Origin of the sequence: Rhizobium sp. L43, assembly GCF_002531725.1 — a bacterium.
Lineage (GTDB): Bacteria > Pseudomonadota > Alphaproteobacteria > Rhizobiales > Rhizobiaceae > Rhizobium.
Map to the genome: position 1 here is coordinate 174,154 of NZ_NWSQ01000008.1, position 24,207 is coordinate 198,360.

General features: G+C 61.4%; 26 protein-coding genes. 16 read left to right on the top strand and 10 right to left on the bottom strand.

What is annotated here, in order from left to right; genetic code table 11:
* Positions 1 to 68: 68 nt before the first annotated feature.
* The 7 genes from CO667_RS12695 to CO667_RS12725 all read left to right on the top strand — a co-directional run bounded on the left by CO667_RS12695 (position 69) and on the right by CO667_RS12725 (position 6,774).
* The gene (locus tag CO667_RS12695; protein WP_097618703.1) at positions 69 to 1,076 is read left to right on the top strand and encodes a LacI family DNA-binding transcriptional regulator; all 1,008 of its coding nucleotides are present in this window, start codon (positions 69 to 71) and stop codon (positions 1,074 to 1,076) included.
* 337 nt (positions 1,077 to 1,413) lie between these two features.
* Positions 1,414 to 2,142 (top strand): FadR/GntR family transcriptional regulator, encoded by a 729-nt coding sequence (locus CO667_RS12700; protein WP_097618704.1) that lies wholly within the window; start codon positions 1,414 to 1,416, stop codon positions 2,140 to 2,142.
* Between the two features lie 123 nt (positions 2,143 to 2,265).
* Positions 2,266 to 2,844: an isochorismatase family protein gene (locus CO667_RS12705; protein WP_179874129.1), complete on the top strand. Its 579-nt coding sequence runs from the start codon at positions 2,266 to 2,268 to the stop codon at positions 2,842 to 2,844.
* Positions 2,841 to 3,854 carry a helix-turn-helix domain-containing protein gene (locus tag CO667_RS12710; protein WP_097618706.1) on the top strand — a complete coding sequence of 338 codons (1,014 nt, stop codon included), beginning with the start codon at positions 2,841 to 2,843 and terminating at the stop codon, positions 3,852 to 3,854. Before CO667_RS12705 ends, CO667_RS12710 begins: the two co-directional genes overlap by 4 nt.
* 97 nt (positions 3,855 to 3,951) lie before the next feature.
* Entirely contained in the window at positions 3,952 to 4,965 is a 1,014-nt protein-coding gene (locus CO667_RS12715) for an ABC transporter substrate-binding protein (RefSeq protein ID WP_097618707.1), read from the top strand.
* Between the two features lie 97 nt (positions 4,966 to 5,062).
* A complete protein-coding gene (locus CO667_RS12720; protein WP_097618708.1) occupies positions 5,063 to 5,881 on the top strand; it encodes an ABC transporter ATP-binding protein in 819 nt (272 codons plus the stop codon).
* An 11-nt stretch (positions 5,882 to 5,892) separates the two neighbouring features.
* On the top strand, positions 5,893 to 6,774 hold the full coding sequence (locus CO667_RS12725) for an ABC transporter permease (protein ID WP_097618709.1): 882 nt from the start codon (positions 5,893 to 5,895) through the stop codon (positions 6,772 to 6,774).
* A gap of 75 nt (positions 6,775 to 6,849) precedes the next feature.
* Here the strand turns inward: CO667_RS12725 and CO667_RS12730 are convergent, their stop codons facing one another.
* From CO667_RS12730 to CO667_RS12745, 4 genes are all read right to left on the bottom strand, one after another.
* The gene (locus CO667_RS12730) at positions 6,850 to 8,250 is read right to left on the bottom strand and encodes a sensor histidine kinase (RefSeq protein ID WP_097618710.1); all 1,401 of its coding nucleotides are present in this window, start codon (positions 8,248 to 8,250) and stop codon (positions 6,850 to 6,852) included.
* Entirely contained in the window at positions 8,240 to 8,908 is a 669-nt protein-coding gene (locus tag CO667_RS12735; RefSeq protein ID WP_097618711.1) for a response regulator, read from the bottom strand. Before CO667_RS12735 ends, CO667_RS12730 begins: the two co-directional genes overlap by 11 nt.
* Before the next feature lie 77 nt (positions 8,909 to 8,985).
* The gene (locus tag CO667_RS12740) at positions 8,986 to 9,837 is read right to left on the bottom strand and encodes a discoidin domain-containing protein (RefSeq protein ID WP_097618712.1); all 852 of its coding nucleotides are present in this window, start codon (positions 9,835 to 9,837) and stop codon (positions 8,986 to 8,988) included.
* Positions 9,838 to 9,848: 11 nt separating this feature from the next.
* Positions 9,849 to 11,639, bottom strand: coding sequence for a heparinase II/III family protein (locus CO667_RS12745; RefSeq protein WP_097618713.1), 1,791 nt, complete (start codon positions 11,637 to 11,639; stop codon positions 9,849 to 9,851).
* Positions 11,640 to 11,856: 217 nt separating this feature from the next.
* Between CO667_RS12745 and CO667_RS12750 the strand changes: the two genes are divergently transcribed.
* The 9 genes from CO667_RS12750 to CO667_RS12790 all read left to right on the top strand — a co-directional run bounded on the left by CO667_RS12750 (position 11,857) and on the right by CO667_RS12790 (position 20,851).
* Complete coding sequence (locus CO667_RS12750; protein ID WP_179874130.1) at positions 11,857 to 12,837, top strand: sugar ABC transporter permease; 981 nt, start codon at positions 11,857 to 11,859, stop codon at positions 12,835 to 12,837.
* Entirely contained in the window at positions 12,834 to 13,670 is an 837-nt protein-coding gene (locus CO667_RS12755; RefSeq protein WP_097618714.1) for a carbohydrate ABC transporter permease, read from the top strand. Before CO667_RS12750 ends, CO667_RS12755 begins: the two co-directional genes overlap by 4 nt.
* Before the next feature lie 4 nt (positions 13,671 to 13,674).
* Positions 13,675 to 14,847, top strand: a complete 1,173-nt coding sequence (locus tag CO667_RS12760; protein WP_097618715.1) for a glycoside hydrolase family 88 protein — start codon at positions 13,675 to 13,677, stop codon at positions 14,845 to 14,847.
* Between the two features lie 15 nt (positions 14,848 to 14,862).
* Positions 14,863 to 15,972: a sn-glycerol-3-phosphate ABC transporter ATP-binding protein UgpC gene (gene ugpC / locus CO667_RS12765; protein ID WP_097618716.1), complete on the top strand. Its 1,110-nt coding sequence runs from the start codon at positions 14,863 to 14,865 to the stop codon at positions 15,970 to 15,972.
* Between the two features lie 18 nt (positions 15,973 to 15,990).
* Positions 15,991 to 16,704 (top strand): YesL family protein, encoded by a 714-nt coding sequence (locus CO667_RS12770; RefSeq protein WP_097618717.1) that lies wholly within the window; start codon positions 15,991 to 15,993, stop codon positions 16,702 to 16,704.
* Between the two features lie 35 nt (positions 16,705 to 16,739).
* Positions 16,740 to 18,014, top strand: coding sequence for a sugar ABC transporter substrate-binding protein (locus CO667_RS12775; RefSeq protein ID WP_097618718.1), 1,275 nt, complete (start codon positions 16,740 to 16,742; stop codon positions 18,012 to 18,014).
* A gap of 79 nt (positions 18,015 to 18,093) precedes the next feature.
* Complete coding sequence (locus tag CO667_RS12780; protein ID WP_097618719.1) at positions 18,094 to 19,944, top strand: DUF2264 domain-containing protein; 1,851 nt, start codon at positions 18,094 to 18,096, stop codon at positions 19,942 to 19,944.
* A 339-nt stretch (positions 19,945 to 20,283) separates the two neighbouring features.
* A complete protein-coding gene (locus tag CO667_RS12785; RefSeq protein WP_097618720.1) occupies positions 20,284 to 20,547 on the top strand; it encodes a hypothetical protein in 264 nt (87 codons plus the stop codon).
* 34 nt (positions 20,548 to 20,581) lie between these two features.
* Positions 20,582 to 20,851 carry a cyclase gene (locus CO667_RS12790; RefSeq protein ID WP_097618721.1) on the top strand — a complete coding sequence of 90 codons (270 nt, stop codon included), beginning with the start codon at positions 20,582 to 20,584 and terminating at the stop codon, positions 20,849 to 20,851.
* A gap of 40 nt (positions 20,852 to 20,891) precedes the next feature.
* Here CO667_RS12790 and CO667_RS12795 read toward each other — a convergent pair whose 3' ends face one another.
* From CO667_RS12795 to CO667_RS12820, 6 genes are all read right to left on the bottom strand, one after another.
* Positions 20,892 to 21,311: an HD domain-containing protein gene (locus tag CO667_RS12795; protein WP_097618722.1), complete on the bottom strand. Its 420-nt coding sequence runs from the start codon at positions 21,309 to 21,311 to the stop codon at positions 20,892 to 20,894.
* A 4-nt stretch (positions 21,312 to 21,315) separates the two neighbouring features.
* Positions 21,316 to 21,642, bottom strand: coding sequence for a DUF2934 domain-containing protein (locus CO667_RS12800; RefSeq protein WP_097618723.1), 327 nt, complete (start codon positions 21,640 to 21,642; stop codon positions 21,316 to 21,318).
* A 31-nt stretch (positions 21,643 to 21,673) separates the two neighbouring features.
* Positions 21,674 to 22,030: a hypothetical protein gene (locus tag CO667_RS12805; protein ID WP_097618724.1), complete on the bottom strand. Its 357-nt coding sequence runs from the start codon at positions 22,028 to 22,030 to the stop codon at positions 21,674 to 21,676.
* A gap of 107 nt (positions 22,031 to 22,137) precedes the next feature.
* A complete protein-coding gene (locus tag CO667_RS12810; protein ID WP_097618725.1) occupies positions 22,138 to 22,428 on the bottom strand; it encodes a hypothetical protein in 291 nt (96 codons plus the stop codon).
* Between the two features lie 301 nt (positions 22,429 to 22,729).
* Positions 22,730 to 23,008 (bottom strand): DUF6522 family protein, encoded by a 279-nt coding sequence (locus CO667_RS12815; RefSeq protein WP_097618726.1) that lies wholly within the window; start codon positions 23,006 to 23,008, stop codon positions 22,730 to 22,732.
* Between the two features lie 40 nt (positions 23,009 to 23,048).
* Positions 23,049 to 24,179, bottom strand: coding sequence for an HPP family protein (locus tag CO667_RS12820; protein ID WP_097618727.1), 1,131 nt, complete (start codon positions 24,177 to 24,179; stop codon positions 23,049 to 23,051).
* Positions 24,180 to 24,207: the final 28 nt, after the last annotated feature.

Sequence of the window (24,207 nt, forward strand, 5' to 3'; positions counted from 1 at the left end):
GGAACAGGGTATGTTGCAACAATGAATAAAATCTGACAAAAGAAAGCTTTAGAACCGGTTCGATAGACATGACGACCATACGAGATGTCGCGCGCCTGGCGGGGGTTTCGATCTCGACCGTCTCGCTCGCGCTCAACAACCCGAAGCGGGTCGGCGCCGAGACGCTCGATCGCATCCAGCAGGCGATACAATCGACGGGCTACCGCATCGATCCGGTGGCCCAGACGCTGGCGCGCGGGCGCAGTTCGCTCATCGGCTTCGTCTCCGCCAATCTCGGCAACATGTTCTTCGGCGACATCCGCCGCGAGATCGAGCACCAGGCGCTCGACCACGGCTATTTCGTGCTGATCGCCGACTCCTCCGGCAGGGCCGATCTCGAACGGGCGCTGCTGGAGCGGCTGCAGGCGCAGAAGATCGCCGGCATCGCTTTGGCGGCTAACGGGCGCGGCGCGGAATACGCAGCCTTCCTGCGCGACTTCAAGACGCCGATCGTGATGTTCGACCAGAAGGTGGAAGGTGCCGAGCGCGATTTCGTCGGCTCCGACAATCCGCTGACCACCACCATCCTGACGGAACATCTGCTGCAGCTCGGCCACCGGCGCATCGGCTTCATTTCCGGCCCCGCCGGCCTGCACACCGCCGATGAGCGCCTGAAGGGCTATATGAACACGATGGCCGGCGCCGGCGTGGAGGTCGATCCTTCACTGGTGGTCGAGGGCGGCTACACCAGGACCGGCGGCCATGCACAGGCGATGCGGCTGCTCACCCGCCGCGACCGGCCGACCGCCATTATCGGCGCCAACAACATGATGGGGCTGGCAACCCTGCAGGTGATGCAGGAAATGGGCTTCCGCTGCCCCGACGACGTGTCGCTGGCGATGGTCGACGACGTACCCTGGAGCAACGTCATTACGCCGCGCATCACCATGGTCGTGCAGGATGCGCAGAAGCTCGGCGAACTGGCGGCAGAACGTCTTCTGGCAAGGATAGCAAGCCCCGAAGCCGCCGCTCAGTCGCCGGAGGATTTCATCCTGACGCCGAGATTTGTGCGTGGGGAGTCGACCAGGCGACTGTGAGCCGCCTGTCTAAAACTCCTCATCAGGCAAGGGAAGATGCGCTGCCCTGGTCCACATCGGCTAGCGCCTCCAGTGTCCGGCGCCGACGCTTCTCCTGCGCAGGCGGCACCGGAACATGCGCGGTCGGCCCCTTAATTTCCATTGAAGCTTCCTCGTCTTATAGCAAATACCCTATCCAATCGCAGCAGCCATGTCTGCAAACAGAGAGGAACCAGCGCCGCGTATCCATTGAAATAGGACGCAATTTGTCATACATGTGTGATGAATCGTGAATTTCGCAATGCCGCGCATTTGGCCGGCGTTCGGATCAAAGCCGACGCGGGGGTTAGGCGTGGCAATGCAGATGAAGGATCGCAGCAAAGGTTCCGGGTCGCTGGTTTCACAGGTCGGCGAAAGTCTCCGGCAAGCGATCTTGAGCGGCCAGTATTCGGCCGGCGACAAACTTCCCAGCGAACATGAGCTGACGGAGACACACAGTGTCAGCCGAACCGTCGTGCGCGAAGCCGTGGCCGCACTTCGTTCTGACGGTCTTGTCGAGGTGCGGCAGGGAGCGGGGATTTTCGTGATCGGCGCTGATCCCGCGCAATCCGGGCGGAAGGCCGACAAGGCCCGCGTCGTTTCCGACCTGGAAGTGCTCGAGATCAGAACGCCTGTCGAAATCGAGGCCGCCGGTCTTGCGGCCTTGCGCCGCTCGCCTGCGCAGGAAGAGGCGATTTTCGAATGCCACCGGAATATCCTCCATTGCATCGAGAGCGACCATTCCATTCGTGAGGCGGATCTCGAACTCCATGCCGCGATCGCCGAAGCCACGAACAATCCGCTGTTCAGGCAGTTCCTGGAATCCCAGGGCTCGGCGATCATCCCGCAGTCGCGGCTGGTCCCGGAATCGCGGACAGCCGAACAGACCGCCTACCGAAAGCTGATTCACAGAGAACACGAAGCAATCGTCGTTGCCATCTCCGACAGGGACGATCAGGCCGCCCGAAATGCGATGCGCGAGCACCTGGTCGGCAGCCAGACAAGATACCGCAACCTGCTGAAGGATCTGCGAAGCTTCACGAGCTGACAGTCGATCCCGGAATTGCCTGGAAGCGTCCGCGGCTGTTGGCGCGAATTGTCCGCTATTTGTCCGGCGCGCGCATTTTCCCACGCCATCAAATCGCCGAATATAGCTTCATGATCAACCGCCATGGAGCAAAAAATGTCCGGCCATGATACTGTCCTTCTCGTCATCGACGCCCAAGAGTCTTTCAGACAACGCGATTACTGGGATGAAACCCTGGCATCCGCCTACATCGATCGTCAGCAGGCTCTGATCGACGGCGTGCAAGCCGATGGAATACCCGTTGTCCAGATCTTCCATGTCGATGAAAACTCGCCGTTTTCGGAGGCATCAGGCTTCGTCAGGACCCTCGCGCCGCTCAGGATCGCGCCGAAGGCGACATTCAGGAAGAGCCGCCATAGCGCTCTGGTCGGTTCGGGCCTCGATGTGTGGCTGACCGAGAACGGCGTCCGTCGGATCCTCGTCTCCGGCATCCGCACCGAACAGTGCTGCGAGACCACGACCCGCCACGCCTCCGATCTCGGCTATCAAGTCGACTATGTCGGCGAAGCGACCCTGACCTTCCCGATGACCGACGCCACCGGACGCACCTGGAGTGCGAGGGAAATCCGCGACCGGACCGAACTGGTCCTGTCAGGCCGCTTCGCTCGGATCTCGACCGTCGAACAGGCACTGGCGGGGCGTGGAAAGCCGCTCGCCGCATGACGGACGCCGCGCAGCCCTTCGATATCCCGGTCTTCGTCGTCGTGCCGCCGCGCGTGCTGCTGCTCGACGTGGCCGGCCCGATCGAAGTGCTGCGCAAGGCGAACCTCGAACAGCGCAGGGTGCGCTTTACCGTCACCTATGTCGGCCCATCGGCGACGGTCGGCAGCTCGATCGGTCTTGCCGTTACCGGCGTCGCCGCATTGCCGGAACGTCTGCCCGATAGTGCGCTTGTCGTCATTGCCGGCAGCGCCGACGCGCCGATGGAAGGCAGCGGCCCACAGGACGGGCGGGAATGCGCCGATGAGGCCGCCATCGTTGCATGGTTGAAGCGTACCATCCGTCCGGGAATTCGACTGGTCTCGATCTGCTCGGGCGCATTGCTCGCTGCCGAGGCCGGAATGCTCGACGGCCGCGAGTGCACCACGCATCACGGCTGCATGGAAGATCTGATCAGGCTCGCGCCGACGGCGCGTGTCCGGGACAACCGGCTCTACGTCGAGGACGGAGACCGCCTCACCAGCGCCGGCATCACCGCCGGCATAGACCTCATGCTCCATATCGTCGCCGAGGCGGCGGGACATGCCTGCGCGCTTGCGGTGGCACGATATCTTGTCGTCTATCTCAGGCGCGGCGGCTCGGATCCGCAGCTTTCGCCCTGGCTCGAAGGCCGCAACCATATCCACCCGGTCATTCACCGTGCGCAGGACGCCGTGGTCGCCGATCCCTCCCGGGACTGGTCGGTGGCGTTGCTCGCCCGCCTCAGCGGCGCCAGCCCGCGCAACCTTTCACGGCTGTTCAACGAACAGACCGGCATGAGCGTTACGGATTTCGTCAACCGTATGCGTGTGGCTCTTGCCCGCGAGATGCTCGCCGGTTCGCGGCTGGACATGGAGGCCGTCGCCATGCGCGCCGGCTTCGGCTCGGCACGGCAGCTGCGCCGCGCCTGGAACCGTTTGAATGACGGCCCGCCGAGCGCGGCGCGCTCAAGGCTGCAGCTGAAAGCTAGTTGAAAGCTTCGACGTCATAGGAAGTTGGGCAGCATCGTGGAGGAGACACGGTCAAAGGTGGCAAGACGACGATGCAGCACACCACAAGGAGGAGATATCAATGCGTTCTTCGCGCAGCCTTTTTCACACCGTCGCTTTTTCTGCGCTTCTCACTGCCGCGTCATTGACTGCGAGCGCAGCCAGCGCAGCCGACAAGATCACCATCATGGTCGGCGGTTATGAGAAGCAGATCTATCTGCCCGCCAAGCTCGCCGAATCCCTCGGCTACTTCAAGGACGAGGGCCTTGACGTCGAGCTCCTGAACGAAGCTGCCGGCGTCGATGCCGAAAACCAGCTGCTGGCCGGCGCCGTCCAGGGCGTAGTCGGCTTCTACGACCACTGCGTCGACCTGCAGGCCAAGGGCAAATTCGTCGAATCCATCGTCCAGTTCAGCCAGGCGCCGGGCGAGGTCGAGATGGTCTCGAGCAAACATCCTGACATCAAGTCGCCGGCCGATTTCAAAGGCAAGACCCTCGGTGTTACCGGTCTCGGCTCGTCCACGAACTTCCTGACCCTCTTCATGGCCTCGAAGGCCGGACTGAAGCCCGGCGACGTCGTCACCGTCCCGGTCGGCGCCGGCGGCACTTTCATCGCCGCCATGCAGCAGGATCAGATCCAGGCCGGGATGACGACCGAGCCGACGATCTCGCGCCTGATCAAGACAGGCGAAGCCAGTGTGCTCGTCGATATGCGCACGGTCGAATCGACCCGAAAGGCGCTCGGCGGCACCTATCCGGCGGCCTCGCTTTACATGGAAGCCTCCTGGGTCGACGCCCACAAGGAAGAGGCGCAGAAGCTCGCCAACGCCTTCGTCAAGACGCTGAAGTACATCAACACGCATTCTGCCGCCGAGATCGCGGACAAGATGCCGAAGGACTTCTATGTCGGCGACAAGGACGGCTACATCAAGGCTCTCGACGAGGGCAAGGGCATGTTCACGCCCGATGGCGTCATGCCGGAAGACGGTCCGAAGACCGTGCTTGCGGTGCTGTCGGAGTTCTCCAAGAACGTCAAGGGCAAGCAGATCGACCTTTCCAAGACCTACACGACGGAATTCGTCAAGAACGTCCAGTAAGGCGTCGCGCCGCTTCCGGTCCGAACCGGAAGCGGCCTCCCTATCGATCCATGGGCATTGCGTGCACGCGCCCCAAAGGCACGCCTCAGGTATCATCATGCAACATGACAACAATCAGATCCCGGCGATCGAGCTGATCAATGTCAGCCGCCGCTTCGTCTCACCGACCGGCAAATCCCTGACTGCGCTCCGCGATTTCAACATGACGGTCGCCCGCGGCGAGTTCGTCGCCGTCGTCGGTCCGACCGGCTGCGGCAAGTCGACGACACTCAACCTGGTTACCGGCCTCGCACGCCCGAGCGCCGGCGAAGTCCGGCTGATGGGCGGCCCGATCACCGGCATCGACCCGCGTGTCGGCTTCGCATTCCAGACCGACGCACTCTTTCCCTGGAAGAACGTCATCGACAACGTCATGGCCGGGCCGCTGTTCCGCGGCAAGTCGCGCACCGAAGCTGAAAAAAGTGCCCGCGACTGGCTGGCGCGCGTCGGCCTTTCGAAGTTTGCCCACCACTATCCCCACCAGCTTTCCGGCGGCATGCGCAAGCGCGTCTCGCTGGCGCAGACCTTCATCAACGAACCGGAAATCCTGCTGATGGACGAGCCCTTTTCGGCGCTCGACGTGCAGACCCGTACGGTAATGCACGAGGAACTGTTGAAGCTGTGGGCGGAGCGAAAGGCCTCGGTGGTGTTCGTGACACACGATCTCGAAGAAGCTGTCGCGCTCGCCGACAAGGTCTATGTCCTGACCGCCGGCCCGGCGACGGTCAAGTCGGTCTACACGATCGATCTCCCCCGCCCCCGAGTCGTATCGGAGATCCGCTACGAGCAGAGCTTCATCGACTATTGCAAGACGATCTGGGAGGACCTCCGCCAGGAGGTCGAGACCAGCTACCGCCGCGCAAGCGAAGCGGCCTGAGGGAGGATATCATGGCACACACCACGTTCGAGGCCGGTTCGGCCACGCTGTTTCGCCCAGGCACATCTGATGCCGAAATCGAAGCCTCCGCGCTGAAGGCAATACGGCGGCGCAACACGCTCGTGCGCTTCTGGCAGATCGCCATCCTGGTCTTCGTCATCGGCATGTGGGAGCTCTCCTCCAACATGCAGTGGATCGACCCGTTCTTCTATTCGAGCCCGAGCGGTGTCGTTGAGCGCCTCTACGAATGGGCGACCGAGGGCACGACGGAAGGGTCGCTCTGGTATAATCTATGGGTGACGATGGAGGAGGCGCTGATCGGATTCTTCGCAGGCTCGATCACCGGCGTCTTCGTCGGCATCGGCCTCGGCCGCAACCGCTTCCTGTCGGACATCTTCTCCGTTTACATCAAGGCGATCAACTCCATCCCCCGCGTCGTCCTTGCCCCGATCTTCATCATGATCATGGGTCTCGGCCTGCCCTCCAAGGTCGCGCTCGCCTTCATCATGGTGTTCTTCGTCGTCTTCGCCAATGCCTTCCAGGGCGTGCGCGAGGCCGACCGCAACATGATCGCCAATGCCCGCATCCTCGGCGCCTCGGACTGGCAGGTCACCCGCACGGTGGTCATTCCCTCGGCGATGAGCTGGATCTTCGCCAGCCTGCACGTCTCCTTCGGTTTCGCCATCATCGGCGCGATCGTCGGCGAATTCGTCGGCGCCCGCTTCGGCATCGGTCAGCTCATCTCGATCGCCAAGGGCACGTTCGATGCCGCCGGCATGTTCGCGGCCATCCTTCTCGTCATGGTCGTCACGCTTGTTGCGGAATACATCATGACATTGATTGAGAACCGCCTTGCCAAGTGGCGTCCGCAGCAGCACCTCGATACGCAGTAATCAAATCCGCCTCCTCCCAAGGCAGATCGAAGAGAAGGCCGGGCTCTATGCCCGGCCTTCTTTCATTTGATGGACTTAAGCGAGCGGAAGCCGCACCGTCACGAAGAGCCCACCGCCTTCCGCGTCATCGAGCGAGACTGAACCTCCGGCGCCTTCGACGACCTCCCGAACGATCGCAAGCCCCAGACCGCTCCCCTCGGCTTCGGTCCCCATGATGCGGTAGAAGCGTTCGAAAACCTGCTCACGCTCGTCGCTCGGAATGCCCGGGCCGTCGTCCTCGACGGTGACGACGGCGTTACCATCAGCCTGCCCGATCGCGACGGTCACCCGTCCATCGGCACTGCTATAGCGGATGGCGTTGTCTATGAGGTTGACCAGCATCTCGCGCAGCATCGTGCCGTCGCCCTCGACAATGACCGGGCGATCCGCTTCCAACCCGAGGTCGATGTTGCGCCTGAGCGCCTCTTCGGCATGCGCTTCCAGGATCTCGCGGGCAGCCTTGCTGAGATCGGTCGTATCGCTGCGCGGACGGCGACTGCCGGGCTCGGCCCGTGACAAGGTCAGGAGCTGGCTGGCGAGGCGCGAAATCTGCTTCGTGCTGGAGCGCAGGGCGGCAAGCGCCTCGTCGCGACGTGCCGCATCGGTTTCGCGGGCCGCCACGCTCGCCTGCGTCGAAATCAGCGCCAGCGGCGTTCTGAGTTGATGGGCGGCATTCGATACGAACCGCCGCTGTGCGGCCATTTGGTTCTGGACGCGCTCCATATAGTCGTTCAGCGCCTGGACGAGCGGCCGCAATTCGCTCTGCACCATCTCGGGCGGAAGCGGATCGAGACGGTTGCGCCCGCGCTGGCGCACCGCGTCCCGCAGTCTGAGAGCAGGCGCCAGGCCGCGCTGAAGCCCGAGGATGGTCACCAGGCTGGCGACGAAGACGAGCACGAACTGCTTCGAAAAATCCGAAAGCCATAGCTGCCGTCGCATCGCATATTGGCTGTTATGCATCACGGCGACGGTCACCGAGATCGTGCCGTCATCGGGAAGGCCGACGACGGGATGGTCGAGCATCAGGACGCGCACATCGGCGCCATGGAAGGTGCGATCCTCGCCGGCCCGTTGGACGGCCGGCAACGGCAGGTCGGGAAGACCGCTCACCAGGCTGCCCCAGGCGGTGATCACCTGGTAAGATACCCGGTCGCCGAAACCCGTGTCGAACATTTCGAGCGCGGCCGGCGGCACATCCACCTGAACATTGCCGCCCTCGTCGACGCGGACGGCCTCGGCGATGACGCGGGCCGAGGCCAGAAGGGTTCGATCCGTCACCAGCTTTGCTGTCGCATCCGCCGTCCTGAAGCTGTCGTAAAGATTGAAGCCGATCGCGCCGAACAGGGTCAGCAGCACCCAGCAGAGCAACTGTACCCTCAGGCTCTGGCTGAGCCGCGCGATCGTCAAGCCAGCCTTTGTCACGACGCTATTCGACATGTCTGAGGAGATAACCGAGCCCGCGCAACGTCGCTATCTGAACCGAACTGCGCTCGAGCTTCTTTCTGAGCCTGTGCACGTAGATTTCGATGGCGCTCGGATCCGCCTCGTCGTCGAAACCGAATACGCTTTCGGAAAGGGCGGCTTTCGAAACCGTGTTGCCCAGCTTCATGGCAAGCTGTTCAAGAACGGCATATTCGCGCGGCGTCAGTTGCAACAGCTCGCCTGCGACGAAAAACTGCCGCGTCCCGCCGGAGAATCGGAGGTCACCGACGGTGATCTCGGACGATGCCCGGTCCTGGCCGCGACGGACCACCGCACGAATCCTGGCTTCGAGCTCGGCGATTTCGAAGGGTTTGGCGAGATAGTCGTCGGCGCCGCTGTCGAGCCCCGCCACACGGCCGTCCAGGCTCGCATTCGCGGTCAGGATGATGACCGGCAGCTTGCTGCCGGACTGCCTCAGCCGTTTCAAAAGCGTCAATCCGTCAAGCTTGGGCAGCGCGAGATCGAGGATCATCGCCGAATACTCCGCCACCTTGAGCATATGCTCGGCGTCCTCGCCGTCATAGGCGATGTCGATAGCGTATTGCGCCTGCCGCAGGGCCTTGCCCAGCCAGGCTGCCAGATCCTTGTTGTCCTCCACCACAAGCAGTCGCATCCGACCTCCTTAGCACGGGCAGACGGTCTGGCGGAAGCGGACACGGTTTCTGCCGGCCAGCGATTCCGATTTAAGAATTATGGAGTAGCGTGCTCGATCTTGTCTTCGGCGACCACGGCTGCGACGTTCCGGTCTCCGGCGTCAGGCGCCTCCGTTCCCCAGATTTCGATCTGCGTCAACGCCGGATAGGGCGAGCCGTCCTCCGCCTTGATCAGTCCGTGCAACTCCACCCATTCGACGATGCAGGGCTCGATGGAAAAACCCTGCGCGGCGCCCGATTTCACCAGCGGAAAAGAGGAAGTGCCGCCGTTCGAGAAGGTGACGCTGACCTTTTGCCACCAGGAGTCATGCGGGAAATCTGCCCGGAGGTAGAAGACGATCTCGTCAATCCGGACGGGCCTGCCGAATTCCACCGTCAGTGCGGCTTCAGGATCGCGATTGATGCCCCAACTCGTGTAAGGCCAGAAGCCGTGATTGTCGTTGGCCTTTTCGCCGTCGATGGCATTGCGTGCGGCAAAGACCGCTTCGCCGCGGGTTTCGACATTGGCGCGCGCATGCGGGAAAAGCGACCGGTTGGCGTGATCGTCCCAGGGGTTCACAGCAAGGTTTCGCCTTTGGGCGATGTCGTCAGGCCGCGCGCTTTTGGCAGAAAGCCGGTGAATATCGCCCCTGAAGGCGTTCGGCGAATAGGATTTACGCTTGTCGCCGAAGGGCACGGCGAACGCATAGGCGCTTTCCCTGATGTAGACGAGGCCAGCGTGGATCGCGTTATCAAGTGCGAGGAAGACATGTCCGGGCTCGGAAGCCTCGACGACGACGCAGTCGCCTTCGCTATAGTTCTGGCGGTAGACCAGAAACGTCTCGTCCTGCGCGGTGGCGCTTGCCAGCACGAACCCATCGGCATCCACGATCTTCAGCGTCAATTCCATGCTCGCCCTCCTCAGACGATCCGCAATCTCAAAAGCTTGCCGGTAAGCGGCACGCGCAGACGGAAGAGTTTTTCCGGCCAGGCCGATCTCAGCCTGATGTCATTCACCTCGATCTGGTCGATTTCGATCGAGCCGGCGCCCTCGACGAAAATGCTGCCGAGATCGCCGAGATCGATCCTCTCGGAGGTGACGTTCGGTGCGAGGCACGTCATCAGCGACAAGACCGCCGGTTTTTCTCCGTCATGAACGTCGGCTATTTCGACATGCCGGCCCCGCAGCAGGGAAACGGCGCGGCGATAGCTGCGGACTTTCGCTTCCTGGGGATAAGCGCCGGAAACATCGAGCGATATGCGCGCGCTGTCCTCGCCGAATTCGACCTCGACATCCCTCGCGCCGAAGGCTTCGCCGGCGGATTGCATCACGCCTTCGAAGGTCGGCAGGTTGTGATAGGCCGATTGCATCGTCCATATTTCGTAGCGCCGCGGCGAGAAGGTCTTGGCCGTATAGGTCTCGACGCCGACATCGATCAGCAACGGTCGTCCGTTCTTATAGAGTGTGACACTTCCGACATCGTTGTGATTGTGACCCTCGCCATTGTTGCCACCCTTGACCGCCAGCGAGAACCGCTCGTCGCGGGCGACGAACAGGCCGATGCCGGGATAGAAGATACCGCGCGGGGGTTTCGGACGTGTCTTCGCGACCGCAAGCGTTCCGACCAGCAGTTCCTGCACGCGATACCAGAGGTTCCATTCCCCGGGCAGGTGCGGATGATCCGCTGTCGCCCTGTCGGCTGCCGCAAACTCGGTCAGCCTGTCGGAACCGACCGCCTTTCCGAACAGATATTCGCGCGCGCTGCAGGGCTCGACCACGGCCGAGGAATCCGCGAAGTTGAAATAATAGTGGCCGGCCACGTGCATGGTGGCGATATATTCCGCCATGTTGCGGATCTTCGGCTGCCGCCAGATCCTGCCGAACAGGCCGGGCGCCGCGCTATCCAAAACGGTCAGCGCACCATGAAGGCAGAGCGCGGCATGGCGGTAATAGACGACACCCTCCTCGCAGGCCCCATCCTCGGCATAGTCCTTGAGAAATGCATCGAGACTGCCGAGCGCTTTTTCGACGACGGCGCGACGCGTCGGCTGATCGGTCTTCAGCGAGAAGACCGTCAACAGGACGTTCTGGCTGATCCAGGCCGTCCAGTTGTTCATCCTCTCCTCGCCGCGACCCATCCACCAGAAATGCCGGCCGAGATAGGGTGTAAAGATGCGGGCCTCGATCTCGCGCTTCACACGCGTCGTAATCTCAGAACTGATGCCGTCGAGCTCGTCGCCGAGCAGGGCGACGACAGTGGCTAGCAGGGCAGCGGTTTCGGCGGCGAAGAGATCGACGACCGGCTGCGAATTGTCGGGCAGCGGCAGCCGCGCACCGCTGCGCTCATAGGCATTGTGCGCCGGAAGCTGCCAGCCGCTCTCCTCGGCGATCAGGAAGAGACCGTCGACAATCCCAGGCAGGAAGCGTCCCTCCGCTTCGATAAGTTCGCCCAGCACCAGATCGTTGAGCATCCGCCGCCGCGTGAAATAAAGCGCCTCGAAGCGCGAGCGGTTGCCGGTCGCTGTATACTCGCGGTAATCGGCGGCCGTGATGAGGGGCCAGGCGCGTGCAAGAGTGGCTTCGGCCGCGCGAACGACCACATCCCGCGTTGCCTGCGGCACGGAATTCCATCTGGCGCGATCGGAGCAGACGGCGCCCGGCGTGAAATCGCCCAGTATGTCCGGCAGCTCCTCTGAAATCTCGCTGAACATGTCCTCCCCACACTGGAAAAGCCTCGACAAGCGCTTGGCCTGCATTTCCCCACCTATCATATGTTTTCGGCGTCTGCCATAAAATTTGTATGATCTATTCAGAACTTGTTTGACCAATACCGGAGATGTGCTATGTCCTCAGCAGGAGGAAGAATTGGCGGCATTCGACCGCCCGGATGTTCCGGATCGAGGATCTCCGCGAGCCGTCAGCTGCAGAATGTTCGCCCAGGAGGAAGCATCGGTGTCCATATCGAATTCGGTCATTGCTAGGGATGGCGCTCCGGCAATTTCCAGCCGGAAAGTCACGGTCCTGTCCAAACGCCAGCGCAAGCTGCGCAATGCGCTCGTCGCCTATTCCTTCATCGCGCCGAATTTCATTGGTTTCGCCGTCTTCACGCTCGGCCCGATCCTCTTCGCCTTCGCGCTCGCCTTCATGCATTGGGACGGCTCGAATGCGATCACATTTGCCGGGCTGGATAATTTCTGGCGCCTCTTCGAGGACAAGGCGTTCATCGCCGCGTTCTGGAACACGGTCATCTATACGGTCGCCTCGGTGCCGGCGACGCTGCTCTGCGCGCTCGGCCTCGCCGTTCTCCTCAACCAGAAGATCGTCGGGCGGAATTTCTTCCGCACGGCGATGTTCTTCCCCTATGTCGCCTCGCTGGTGGCCGTCGCCGTCGTCTGGAACATGATCTTCAATCCCGAGATGGGGCCGGTGAACATGATCCTCTACACGCTCGGCCTCGATCCCAAGAACATGCCGGGATGGGCGGCCGATCGCCACTGGGCGATGGTGACGGTGATCCTCTTCGGCATCTGGAAGAACATGGGTTACTACATGGTCATCTATCTGGCCGGCCTGCAGAGCATCAATGCGGAGCTCTACGAGGCCGCCGATCTCGATGGCGCCAACTCCTGGCAGAAGTTCATCCATGTCACCGTGCCGCAGCTCGGGCCGACAACCTTCTTCGTCACCGTCATGCTGACGATCCAGTCCTTCAAGGTGTTCGACCAGATCTACATGATCACCCAGGGCGGGCCCGGCACCTCGACGCTCGTCCTCGTCTACCACATCTACAACGAGGCCTTTATTTCCTGGGATCTCGGTTATTCCAGCATGGTTTCGCTGGTGCTGTTCTTTCTCGTGCTCGCCGTCACGGTCTTCCAGTTTCGGCGCCAAAGGGAGGACGAGGCATGAGGATTGCCGGACGCAAAGTCACCCTCAAGACGGTCCTCCTCTATGCCATCGTGATCACCGTCACGCTGGTCATGCTGATGCCCTTCGCCTGGATGCTTTCGGCGTCACTGAAGCTCAGCCGCGACGTCTTCGCCTTTCCGATCGAGTGGATACCATCCGAGCCGCAATGGCAGAACTACGTCGATATCTGGACGAAGATTCCGCTCGCCCTTTTCATCTACAACACCTCTAAGCTGACGATCATCGTCACGCTGCTGCAGCTGCTCACCTCCAGCTTCGCCGCCTACGCCTTCGCCAAGCTGAATTTTCCTTACAAAAACACGCTGTTCCTCGGTTACATCGCCACCATCGCCATGCCCTGGCAGGTCTATATGGTGCCGCAATTCCTGCTGATGCGCGAGTTCGGCCTCAACAACACGCATCTGGCGCTGATCTGCCTGCAGGCCTTCACCGCCTTCGGCGTTTTCCTGATGCGGCAGTTCTACATGTCGATCCCGACCGAGCTCTGCGAGGCGGCCCGCATCGACGGCATGAACGAGTACCAGATCTGGGCGCGCATCATGCTGCCGCTTTCGAAACCGGCGCTCTCGACGCTGACGATCTTCACCTTCGTCACCACCTGGAACGACTTCCTCGGGCCGATGATCTATCTCACCAAGACCGAGCTGAAGACCGTCCAGATCGGGCTGCGCATGTTCATCTCGCAATATTCGGCCGAATACGGGCTTATCATGGCGGCCTCCGTCGTCGCCCTCATCCCAGTTCTCGTCGTCTTCCTCTCTCTCCAGCGCTTCTTCGTCGAAGGCATCGCCTCGACGGGACTGAAGGGTTAAATCCATGAACGCCGTCTCGTCCGTCGCCCCGCAGCCGATCACCGATGAGGAAGTGAAAGCCGCGCTCGATCTTGCCGTCGCCCAGATCCGACGCAACCTTCCTGAGTTCACCTACGCCGCGCAGAACCATTCGAGCGTCGGCAATTTCTATCCCGCCGTGGCGAACACCCAATGGACCGCGGGCTTCTGGCCCGGAGAGCTGTGGCTCGCCTTCGAGCATAGCGGCGATCCGGTCTTCCGCCATGCCGCGCAGATCCAGGTCCAGTCTTTCCTGCACCGGATCCTCAATCGGATCGAGACCGATCATCACGATATGGGCTTTCTCTATTCGCCCTCGTGCATTGCCGCCTGGAAGCTCGTCGGAGACGAGGACGGCTGCAAGGCGGCGATCCTGGCCGCCGATCAGCTGGTCGAACGCTTCCAGCCGATCGGCCAGTTCATCCAGGCCTGGGGCCATAAGGGCAAGGCGGAGGAATACCGCTATATCATCGATTGCCTTTTAAACCTGCCACTGCTCTACTGGGCAAGCCGCGAGACCGGCGATCCGAAATACCGTGAGATCGCGCTCACCCACGCCCGCACCACGCTCGCCAATTCGGTCCGGCCTGACGATTCCACCTACCATACCTTCTACATGGACCCGGTCACCGGCGCGCCGGTGCGCGGCGCCACCAAACAGGGCTATCGGGACGACAGCGCCTGGGCGCGCGGCCAGGCCTGGGGCATTGCGGGCATGGCGGTCTCCTATCGCTATGAGCGGATCGAGGAATATCGCCAGACTTTCGACCGGCTGCTCACCTTCTATCTCAACCGGCTACCGGCCGACATGGTGCCCTATTGGGATCTGGTTTTTTCGGACGGCGACGGCGAGCCGCGCGACAGCTCCTCGGCCTCGATCACTGCCTGCGGCCTGCTCGAAATGGCCGAACTCGTCGAAGCCGACGCCGCCGAGCGCTATCGGACGCTGGCGCGGCGCATGATGAAGAGCCTTGCCGACCACTATGCCGTCAAGGACCCGACCATCTCGAACGGGCTGGTGCTGCACGCCACCTATTCGAAGAAATCGCCGTTCAATACCTGCCGCGGCGAAGGCGTCGATGAATGCGTCTCCTGGGGAGATTATTATTACATGGAAGCTTTGACGCGGCTGTCGCGCCGCTGGTCTTCCTATTGGTGACCTCAGGAGGACCCGATGGCCAGCATTTCGCTTAAAGAGCTGAACAAATCCTACGGCGCACTCACCGTCGTCCACGACATCGATCTGGAGATCGCCGACAAGGAATTCATCATCCTGGTCGGCCCCTCCGGCTGCGGCAAATCGACGACGCTCAGGATGATCGCCGGCCTCGAGGAAATCTCCGGCGGCGAACTCAAGATCGGCGGCGACGTGATGAACGACGTCCCCTCCAAGGACCGGGATATCGCCATGGTCTTCCAGAACTATGCGCTCTATCCGCATATGACCGTCTACAAGAACATGGCCTTCGGCCTGCAGCTGAGGAAAGTCTCGCGCGACTTCATCGATAAGCAGGTACAGGACGCGGCGAAGATCCTCGACATCACGCATCTCCTCAACCGCAAGCCGAAGGCGCTTTCGGGCGGCCAGCGCCAGCGCGTGGCGCTCGGCCGCGCCATGGTGCGCAACCCCGCCGTCTTCCTGCTCGACGAGCCGCTGTCCAACCTCGACGCCAAGCTGCGCGGCACGATGCGCTCTGAGATCACCAAGCTGCACAAGCGCCTCAACGCCACCTTCATCTATGTCACCCACGACCAGGTGGAGGCCATGACCATGGCCGACCGGATCGTCGTCATGAAGGACGGCCATATCCAGCAGGTCGACACGCCGCAGAACCTCTACGACCGTCCCGTCAACATGTTCGTCGCCGGCTTCATCGGCGCGCCGCAGATGAACATGCTGCCCTCGACCATCACGCGGCGAGGCGACCGCTATGTCGCCGTCTTCGACGGCAGGGAACTGCCGCTGCCCGATCATTTCGACAAGAGCCGGATCGCCCCCTATGAGGGCCGCGAACTGGTGCTCGGCATCCGTCCGGAGAACTTCCACGAACTGCCGCCGGCCGACATTCCGGCAGAAAACCTGGCGCCGCTGAAGGCGGTCGTCGAACTTGCCGAACCGATGGGCTCGGAAGTGCATCTGAACATGGTGGCGGGCGGGCGCAATCTCATCGCCCGTGTGTCGCCGCGCTTCCGGCCTGATATCGGCGAGGAGGCGACGCTGGTCGCCGACATGAGCAATGCGCAGCTGTTCGACAGGGAAACGGAACGCTCGATTCTTTACTGAGCGCTTGGGGAGACGGCCATGCAGTGGTTGCGGGATATGTGGACGAAGGAGGGGCCGGGCATTGCGAAGGATGCGCCAGCGAAGACCGGCCTTGCCCTGTTCGCCGACATCCTCGTCCGCGAATGGTGGGAGATAGTCAAGCTCAACATCCTGTTCATCCTGGCCAGCCTCCTCGTGGTGACGCTGCCGGCCGCCCTCATCGCCATGGCCCGGGTCTCGGTGGCGTTGGTGGAAGATCGCAACACCTATCTCCTCAGGGACTTCACGGAAGCCTTTCTGCGCTATTTCTGGCGCGCCACCGTTTGGGGGCTGGCGCTGACGGGAGCGCTTGCAATCGGCATCCATGCGATCGTCACCTATGCCGCCGGCGCGCGCGACAACCTGTTGCTGAGCGTGCCGCTGGCGATTGCCCTCGTCGCCACCGCCTTCGCAGCGGTTCTTGCCTGCCATCTCATCGTTCTGATGGTGATGCGCGATCTGCCGGTGCTGCGGCTCCTGCGCCTCGCGGCACTCGCATCCGTCATCCGTCCGCTCCCGGCGCTTGGCTCACTCGCCTTCGTCGCCAGCCTCTGGCTGGCGCATATCCTCTTCTATCCGGTTTCCGTGTTCATGCCGGCAACCTTCAATTTTTCACTCGGAATGTTCGCCGTCGCATTCGGCGTCCATCGGGCGGCGGTGCTGGTTCTGGACCTGCCAGAGGCAATGCAGCTGCACCGACACTTCATAAAATAACTGATCCAGAGATGATCCAGGGAAGGAGAACGGGAATGTATTTGGATAAATTCGGGAGGACGATGAAACTTGCCTTGGCAGGTTTCACCTTGGCCGCGACAACGGCCGGCGCAGCACTTGCCGAGGATGCCGTAACGCTCAAATGGGCTTTGTGGGACTGGGACAAGACCGCCTATTACAAGCCTCTGATCGAGGCCTATCAGGCCAAGCATCCAAACGTGAAGTTCGAGCCGATGGATCTCGGCTCGCAGGACTACCAGCAGATGATCTCGACGCAGCTGACCGGCGGCTCCAAGGACATCGACATCGTCACCATCAAGGATGTGCCGGGCTACACCAATCTAGTGCGCGCCGGCAATATCGCCGATCTCAGCAGCTTCGTGACCGAGCAGAAGATCGATCCGGCGCCCTATGGCGGCCTGATCGAGGAACTGACCATCGACGGCAAGATCTATTCGCTGCCGTTCCGCTCCGACTTCTGGATCGTCTATTACAACAAGGACATATTCGACAAATCAGGCGTCCCCTACCCCACGAATGACATGACCTGGGCCCAGTTCGACGCGACCGCCGAGAAGCTTACGGGCGGTATGGGCACCAACAAGACCTATGGCGCGTTGCTGCATACCTGGCGTTCGACCGTCCAGCTGCCCGGCATCCTCGACGGAAAACACACGCTCGTCGATGGCGACTACGCCTTCCTCAAGCCCTGGTACGAGCGGGCGCTCACCCTGCAGAAGGATGGCGCCATCCCCTCCTATGCCTTCCTGAAGACATCGAACACCCATTATTCGGCGCTGTTCTTCAACGGCACAATCGGCATGCTGCCGATGGGAACCTGGTTCGTCGGCACGCAGATCGCCAAGGTGAAATCGGGTGAATCGAAGAGCAAGAACTGGGGCATCGTGAAGTTCCCGCATCCGGATGGCGTGGCAGCCGGCACAACGGCTGCGCAGATCTCGGGCCTGGCGGTCAATGCCAATTCCGAGCACAAGGCTGCAGCGCTCGATTTCATCAAATTCGTCACCGGTCCTGAGGGCGCGGCAGTCATCGCGTCAACGGGCACCTTCCCGGCGCTCAAGACCGCCGACGTCAGCGCAAAGATCGCGGCAACGCCCGGCTTCCCTGATGACGCGGCCAGCAAGGAAGCGCTGATACCGTCGAAGGCCTATCTGGAGATGGCGGTCAATCCGAACGCCGCCAAGATCGAGGTCGTGCTCAATCGCGTGCATGACGCTGTCATGACCGACAATACCTCGATCGACGACGGATTGAAGGAAATGACCGAAGGCGTGAAGGCCATCAAGTAGACCTTACGAGATTGCTGACGGCCGCGGCCATGAACCTGGTCCGCGGCCAGTCCTGTTCCTATGAATTTCGAGCCTGACAATGATATATGATCCCATCAGGGCCAATCCGCTTTTCGGCAATCCGCTGAAGACACGCGACGACCTCGCCAAGGCCGTCATCGACCTGTTCGAGCCACTCCTGCCGTATTTTTCCGAAGGTGGCGCCCGCGTGCGCCTGGGTGCCGCCGGCGCGATCTTCGACCGTGCGGCCGCGGATCTGGAAGGATTTGCACGGCCGCTCTGGGGTATCGTCCCGCTTGTTGCCGGTGGCGGCGACTTCCCGCATTGGGATCTCTACCGGCGCGGGCTGGCGAACGGCACCAATCCCGCCCATCCCGAATATTGGGGCGATCTTGCCGACCGCAACCAGCGGCTGGTCGAACTCGCCGCCGTCGGATTTGCGCTGGCGCTGGTGCCGGAACACATCTGGGAACCCTTGAGCGATAGTCAGAAGAAGACAGTCGCAGCCTATCTTGTCGCCGCGCGGGACCTGGAATTCATCGACAACAACTGGAAATTCTTCCGCGTCCTGATCGATCTCGGATTGGAACGGATAGGCGTGACGTTCGACCACAGCCAAACCCGCGCCTATCTCGACGAGTTGGAAGCTTTCGACCTCGGGGAAGGCTGGTATCGCGACGGGCCGGTCCGGCGGGTCGATCATTACATTCCCTTCGCCATGCATTTCTACGGCCTGATCTATGCGGTGCTGGCTAAGGGCGACGAGGCGCGCAAGGAACGCTTCCGCGATCGCGCGCGGACATTCGCCGGGGATATTCGCCACTGGTTCGGCCCCGATGGCGCAGCCCTTGCCTTCGGCCGCAGCCAGACCTATCGCTTCGCGGCAGGCGGTTTCTGGGGTGCGCTTGCCTTTGCCGGCGTCGAAGCCCTGCCCTGGGCGGAGATCAAGGGCTATTACATGCGCCATATCCGCTGGTGGTCGGCGATGCCGATTGCCGATCGCGACGGCGTTCTCTCCGTCGGCTACGGCTATCCGAACCTCTTCATGAGCGAGAGCTACAACTCTCCCGGCTCGCCCTATTGGGCGCTGAAATTCTTCCTGCCGCTCGCCCTTCCGGGGGATCATCCGCTCTGGGCCGCCGAGGAGGCGTCGCAGCCGGAATTTCCGGAGCCGGTTGCGCTGAAGCCGGCGGGAATGGTCGCCATGCACACGCCGGGAAACGTGGTCGTACTCTCCTCAGGGCAGCAGCACGACAAGATGCTCGGCGCAAACGAGAAATATTCGAAATTCGTCTATTCCACGCGCTACGCCTTCAACATCGAAGCCGACGACCGGAATTTTTCGGCAGCAAGCTTCGACGGCATGCTCGGCCTCTCCGACGACGGAAGCCACTTCCGCATGCGGGAAAGTCTCGAAGAGGCGCTAATCGCAGGCGACCGGCTCTATTCGCGCTGGCGCCCCTGGAACGATGTCGCCATCGAGACCTGGCTGCTTCCGGCAAACCCCTGGCACATCCGCATCCACCGCATCGCCACGCCGCGCCCCCTCAGCACCATCGAGGGCGGCTTTGCGATCGAGCGCGCGGATTTCAATGCCGACCGCTCCGATGTAAGACAAGGCCGCGCCGTCTGGCACGGACAGACCGATGTCAGCGCGATCGTGGATTTATCGCCCGATCCGAGGGCCGGCCATGCGATGAGCCCGATCCCGAATACCAACCTCATCCACGCCAAGACCCTGCTACCGCAGCTGCGCGGTGACATCGCCCCCGGAACCACCGTGCTCGTGACCGCGGCGATGGCCCTGCCCAACCGCGAGAACTGGGCGGAGGCGCTCGACAACCCGCCTGCCTGCCCTCGCTTCGACCAGGTGGAGCGGCTCTTTCGCGAGGACGGCAGTCGGGTGCCGGCATTCGCCCTCCGGCAGTGACTTGGGATCGGGTCTTGAGCATGAGCACGAGACCCGCTGAAACAGTCCGGCCCTCCCTGCCTAAGGTTTTAGCGCGTCCATCAAATGCTTGCGGAAGAATGCCAGGACGTCAGCATTGAATTCCTTGTCGAACGCGGTGCGGTCGAAGTCTGGTCCAATGTCAGCAACGCGCATTCAATTTAGCTACGGATAATATTTTTCGAGTTACTCGATAGTTATATTTATATCTTCAACTAATGAATAAGAAAAATCCACTCTGCGCAACATTGCTGTAATGAATCCGGCAAAGCGCAGCAGCTACTCAGCTTTCATTTTCCGAGATCTTGAGAGGAGGATGCAATGCCTACCATAATGGTCTGTCACGACGTCAAAGACACGAAACACTGGCTCGCTTCACCCATTCGCAAACAGGTATTGGAACCTATCGGCGTCACGAACATTCGCACGTTTACAGACCCTCAAACGTCCAACCACGTTGGTTTGGTCATGGACGTTGCAGACATGGAAAAGTTGATGGCCTTCATGCAGACCCAGGCCGCGGCCGATGCCATGGCAAGTGACGGTGTCTTGCCCGAGACCATGATATTCCTGGTTCAATCGTAACGCACATCGCCACGAGGGTTGGCGGGAGGATGATATGACGACGTTATTCGTGAGGCACGAAGTCTCTGACTATGCCGCCTGGCGCAAAGTATATGATGCGTTTCACCAGGTGCAGAAGGCCAATGGGGTGACGGCGCAAGCCGTTTATCGCGCCATCGACAATCCGAACGACATTACCGTCACCCACGAGTTTGCCACGTTTGAAGCGGCTCAGGCGTTCAGCAAGCTCGACGAGTTGAAGACGGCAATGCGCACGGGAGGCGTGCTCGGCGCCCCGACGGTATGGTTTACCAACAAAACATGAAATTAGGACAGGGCCCCCGCTGCGCCCGGAGTCCGAGTTCCTATTGGCCATTCCTGATGTCGCGCAGCAGGTTGAGTCCGTGCTGATATTTTTCCGTTTTCTTACCGGCTTGTTCGGCCTGCCGGAGATTGTCTTCGAGATCGGCCTGTTTGACCGGCAAGGCCAGCGGGTTTGATGCCGCACGTCTGACGAAGTCGTCGTCCGGCTCGTCCGGCCGCCGTGTCAAAGCATCCACCGCAGAAATAATCGCCGGCGGAAAGCCTTCCTCCCTCAGCCTGTCGAGCGTCCACCCGCTTCCCTTCTCGACGACGTCATGAAGATAGGCGACCGTTCGGCTCTCGTCGCCGGAAACGAGAAGCGCCACCCGCTGACAGTGCTCGAAGAACGGCCGGCCGGTTTTATCAGCCTGCCCTTCATGCGCTTCGAGAGCGATTTGGATGGCGTGGTCGAGATGCTGCATGGGATTACGGCCCCTCGGTCTTCCTGATTTTCCGCTGGGACGGCTTTTCGCCGGTCGTCATCTCTATATCAGGCACGCGAGCCGCGGCGACCCGGCTGAACCTTGCTGGTCGCCGATCGAAATCGCCGCTCTCACCGGCGCCTTGAAGCAGCGCCGTATCATCCCTGTCGTCTTCATCGAGCAGGTCCTGCAGCGTCTGATCCTCGTCCTCGCCGGCCAGCTCATCGCAGGCTTGCAGCCAGTGACGCTGGTCTGCGCCATCCGGGCGGCCCTCGGCCTCCCAGATTTCATAGGCACGGCGACGTATCTGCTCGTGCTTGTCTATAGCCATGATCTCCTCCAGACACATTGGAATGAGCCGGTCAGGGCGTATTGATGGTTGGAAGAAAATCCTCTACCTGCTTCCGCTCATCCTTTGACAGCGTCTCCACCCTTTCCTGCCAGAACCGTTCTGCCTCCGGCGGATCCTCGTCCCATTGGCGAACATCGGTGATATTGTCGTCGATCATGGACCGGCGGCGGCCGCCGAGGCTCAGATATTCCTTCGCAAGCTTCAGGCTTGGGGTTTCAGTGTCGCTTCCGCCGCCTAACGCCGAACCCGCGTTGCGCCGAGCCGTTGCCAATGCCCGGTTGCGCTCGGTCTCGGCAGGTTCCGTGTCAGCGGAACGAGCGTCGTCGGTGCCGCTCTCGGGCGGTACGTTGGAGTTGGAAGTCGCCATGGATCACCTTTCGCTGTTGTGAACCGATAACCCCCGCGGGCGGCGAGAGTTCCGGGTGGGTCGCGTGTGATTTGAGAGCGATCGAGCCGGGACCGTCCGGCGGGCAATCAATGAACGGCCATACTCACCATGCGATAGGGGTGGACGGCCTCGAACTGCGAGATCATCGCCGTTGCCTGCTGCAAGACGAGTTCGGCATTCTCGGGATCATCGCGGGCGAGCTCATCGGCGTTGATACGGATCGCTTCGGCCATGTCGTTGGAAATTGCTGCGAAATGCGTATTGCCCTCGACCAACGCCTCACGCGCCGTACCCTCCAGCATACGCGCGATATCGACGAAGACTTCCTCGCGCTCCTCGACACTGAGGTCTCTGATGAGATTGGTGATTTCTTGCATTTCCGTCACTCACTCCAAGAGATGTGGGACGGCAACCGAGTGCATCGAGCCTCGATCACCAACGAGCTGGAAACCCCGAAATCCGGTTCAAGCCTCGGTACGGCTTGAACCTTTCAACTCGAGGGCGACAACCATCCATTATTGCGAACGCAGGAACCGATCTTCGGTTCCCTGGAGGGGGCTGACTGGTGTTGAGGCGGCGCGCGGAATCTCCGGAACGAGTGAGCGGTAACTCAATCCCGTGCCTTGGGGGCGGAGCTGCAGAGAGGCTTCAGCAAGCCGTCATAAATAAAGGATGGCGTCAGCGAAGGTGCGGTCCGGAAGTTTTCCCCCGGAAAACGGTCATCTGTTCCTGCTGCACTTCATTTTCATCGTTCAGAACGGCGCGCCAAAGCCTGTTGCCAAGCCGAAGCGACACCCGCTTGGTACCCTCGTGTTCGGCGGTACCGATTTCCACGGTGCTGACGACGGAGCCATGTCGCATGTGACGGCGCAGATCGGCCAGCGACAGTCCGAACCGTTCCGCGAGTTCGGATGAGTCGAGGATAAAATCCCCATTCGGATCGCGCTCGATCAACACCGGCTCATTCTTCCTTTTCTTGGCAATCTACGGTCACCGCTCAGACCACAGCCGAGATCGGGGCGCTGTCGTTCGGCAGCAGCCGCGCCACCGCGCTCAGGAGGTCGGTCTGCGAGATCAGGCCGAGGATCCGGTAATCGTCATCGACAATGATGACCGCGTGTGTGCGCCCATCCGTCAGAACGGGCAGCAGCGACAAGGCCGGATCCGAAGGTTTCGCGACCGCCGGTTTTGATATTGCGCCTGCGATCGTGTCGCTGATGGTCGACAATTCCCGCAAGCCGACGCTGCCGATCAGGCGCCCCTCCGGGTCCTTCACCGGCAGCGTACGGATATTATGCTTCAAAAGCAGGTGCCGTGCGGCATCCGGTTCTGCAGCTTCGCCGACGGCAATCACGTCCCGCGACATGATATCGGCACAATTGATCTTGCCGTTTGACCGGATCGCCGCTTGCAGTTCGACCTGCTGCAGCAGGCGGCCGAGATCGGCGCGATCGATATCGAAGGTTTCGTCGAGCGCTGCAAGCGCGGCATCGACATCCTCTTCGCGGAAACCCACCCGCACGGCGGACGGCAGGTCGACCGTGCGATGGGTGTTCTCAGCTGGTTTTGGAACGACATGCGGATAGTTTCGCCTGGAAAGCTTGTGGAACAGCAGACCAAGACCGACCAGGATGCAGGAGTTCAAGGCGACCGGCACGAAGGGAAAGAGAAATCCCCAGCCGGCAACGACAGGGCCGCCGAGGACGGCGGTAAGGGCCGCGGCTCCTCCCGGCGGATGAAGGCAGCGCGTGAAGGACATCGCGCCGATGGCAAGCGATACCCCGACGCCGGTCGCAATGATCGGGTCGCCGATGAAATAGGCGGCAATGATTCCCATCAGGGCGGAAATGGTGTTGCCGCCGATGATCGACCACGGTTGCGCAAGCGGGCTGGCCGGCACTGCGAAAAGAAGCACCGCAGACGCGCCCATCGGCGCGACGATCAGGGGAAGATGCGGTCCCTGCCCGAAAAGATAGCCGCTGATGACGCCGGTGAGGCCAATGGCCACCAAAGCGCCGAGACATGCGATCAACCGCTCCCGCAAGGTCGCGCCAGCCAAGATCGGTGAAAACAGACGGAAGCGACGGAAGCGGCTCGGTCCCACCTTCGGGGAAACGGGATACTGCATGACAAGACCAATTTTAGCGAGGATTATC

What these genes read in the sequence shown, in the direction of transcription:
- CO667_RS12695 (WP_097618703.1), top strand. Translation starts at nt 69, where the DNA reads ATGACGACCATACGAGATGTCGCGCGCCTGGCGGGGGTTTCGATCTCG.
- CO667_RS12700 (WP_097618704.1), top strand. Translation starts at nt 1,414, where the DNA reads ATGCAGATGAAGGATCGCAGCAAAGGTTCCGGGTCGCTGGTTTCACAG.
- CO667_RS12705 (WP_179874129.1), top strand. Translation starts at nt 2,266, where the DNA reads ATGGAGCAAAAAATGTCCGGCCATGATACTGTCCTTCTCGTCATCGAC.
- CO667_RS12710 (WP_097618706.1), top strand. Translation starts at nt 2,841, where the DNA reads ATGACGGACGCCGCGCAGCCCTTCGATATCCCGGTCTTCGTCGTCGTG.
- CO667_RS12715 (WP_097618707.1), top strand. Translation starts at nt 3,952, where the DNA reads ATGCGTTCTTCGCGCAGCCTTTTTCACACCGTCGCTTTTTCTGCGCTT.
- CO667_RS12720 (WP_097618708.1), top strand. Translation starts at nt 5,063, where the DNA reads ATGCAACATGACAACAATCAGATCCCGGCGATCGAGCTGATCAATGTC.
- CO667_RS12725 (WP_097618709.1), top strand. Translation starts at nt 5,893, where the DNA reads ATGGCACACACCACGTTCGAGGCCGGTTCGGCCACGCTGTTTCGCCCA.
- CO667_RS12730 (WP_097618710.1), bottom strand. Translation starts at nt 8,250, where the DNA reads ATGTCGAATAGCGTCGTGACAAAGGCTGGCTTGACGATCGCGCGGCTC.
- CO667_RS12735 (WP_097618711.1), bottom strand. Translation starts at nt 8,908, where the DNA reads ATGCGACTGCTTGTGGTGGAGGACAACAAGGATCTGGCAGCCTGGCTG.
- CO667_RS12740 (WP_097618712.1), bottom strand. Translation starts at nt 9,837, where the DNA reads ATGGAATTGACGCTGAAGATCGTGGATGCCGATGGGTTCGTGCTGGCA.
- CO667_RS12745 (WP_097618713.1), bottom strand. Translation starts at nt 11,639, where the DNA reads ATGTTCAGCGAGATTTCAGAGGAGCTGCCGGACATACTGGGCGATTTC.
- CO667_RS12750 (WP_179874130.1), top strand. Translation starts at nt 11,857, where the DNA reads ATGTTCGCCCAGGAGGAAGCATCGGTGTCCATATCGAATTCGGTCATT.
- CO667_RS12755 (WP_097618714.1), top strand. Translation starts at nt 12,834, where the DNA reads ATGAGGATTGCCGGACGCAAAGTCACCCTCAAGACGGTCCTCCTCTAT.
- CO667_RS12760 (WP_097618715.1), top strand. Translation starts at nt 13,675, where the DNA reads ATGAACGCCGTCTCGTCCGTCGCCCCGCAGCCGATCACCGATGAGGAA.
- ugpC (WP_097618716.1), top strand. Translation starts at nt 14,863, where the DNA reads ATGGCCAGCATTTCGCTTAAAGAGCTGAACAAATCCTACGGCGCACTC.
- CO667_RS12770 (WP_097618717.1), top strand. Translation starts at nt 15,991, where the DNA reads ATGCAGTGGTTGCGGGATATGTGGACGAAGGAGGGGCCGGGCATTGCG.
- CO667_RS12775 (WP_097618718.1), top strand. Translation starts at nt 16,740, where the DNA reads ATGTATTTGGATAAATTCGGGAGGACGATGAAACTTGCCTTGGCAGGT.
- CO667_RS12780 (WP_097618719.1), top strand. Translation starts at nt 18,094, where the DNA reads ATGATATATGATCCCATCAGGGCCAATCCGCTTTTCGGCAATCCGCTG.
- CO667_RS12785 (WP_097618720.1), top strand. Translation starts at nt 20,284, where the DNA reads ATGCCTACCATAATGGTCTGTCACGACGTCAAAGACACGAAACACTGG.
- CO667_RS12790 (WP_097618721.1), top strand. Translation starts at nt 20,582, where the DNA reads ATGACGACGTTATTCGTGAGGCACGAAGTCTCTGACTATGCCGCCTGG.
- CO667_RS12795 (WP_097618722.1), bottom strand. Translation starts at nt 21,311, where the DNA reads ATGCAGCATCTCGACCACGCCATCCAAATCGCTCTCGAAGCGCATGAA.
- CO667_RS12800 (WP_097618723.1), bottom strand. Translation starts at nt 21,642, where the DNA reads ATGGCTATAGACAAGCACGAGCAGATACGTCGCCGTGCCTATGAAATC.
- CO667_RS12805 (WP_097618724.1), bottom strand. Translation starts at nt 22,030, where the DNA reads ATGGCGACTTCCAACTCCAACGTACCGCCCGAGAGCGGCACCGACGAC.
- CO667_RS12810 (WP_097618725.1), bottom strand. Translation starts at nt 22,428, where the DNA reads ATGCAAGAAATCACCAATCTCATCAGAGACCTCAGTGTCGAGGAGCGC.
- CO667_RS12820 (WP_097618727.1), bottom strand. Translation starts at nt 24,179, where the DNA reads ATGCAGTATCCCGTTTCCCCGAAGGTGGGACCGAGCCGCTTCCGTCGC.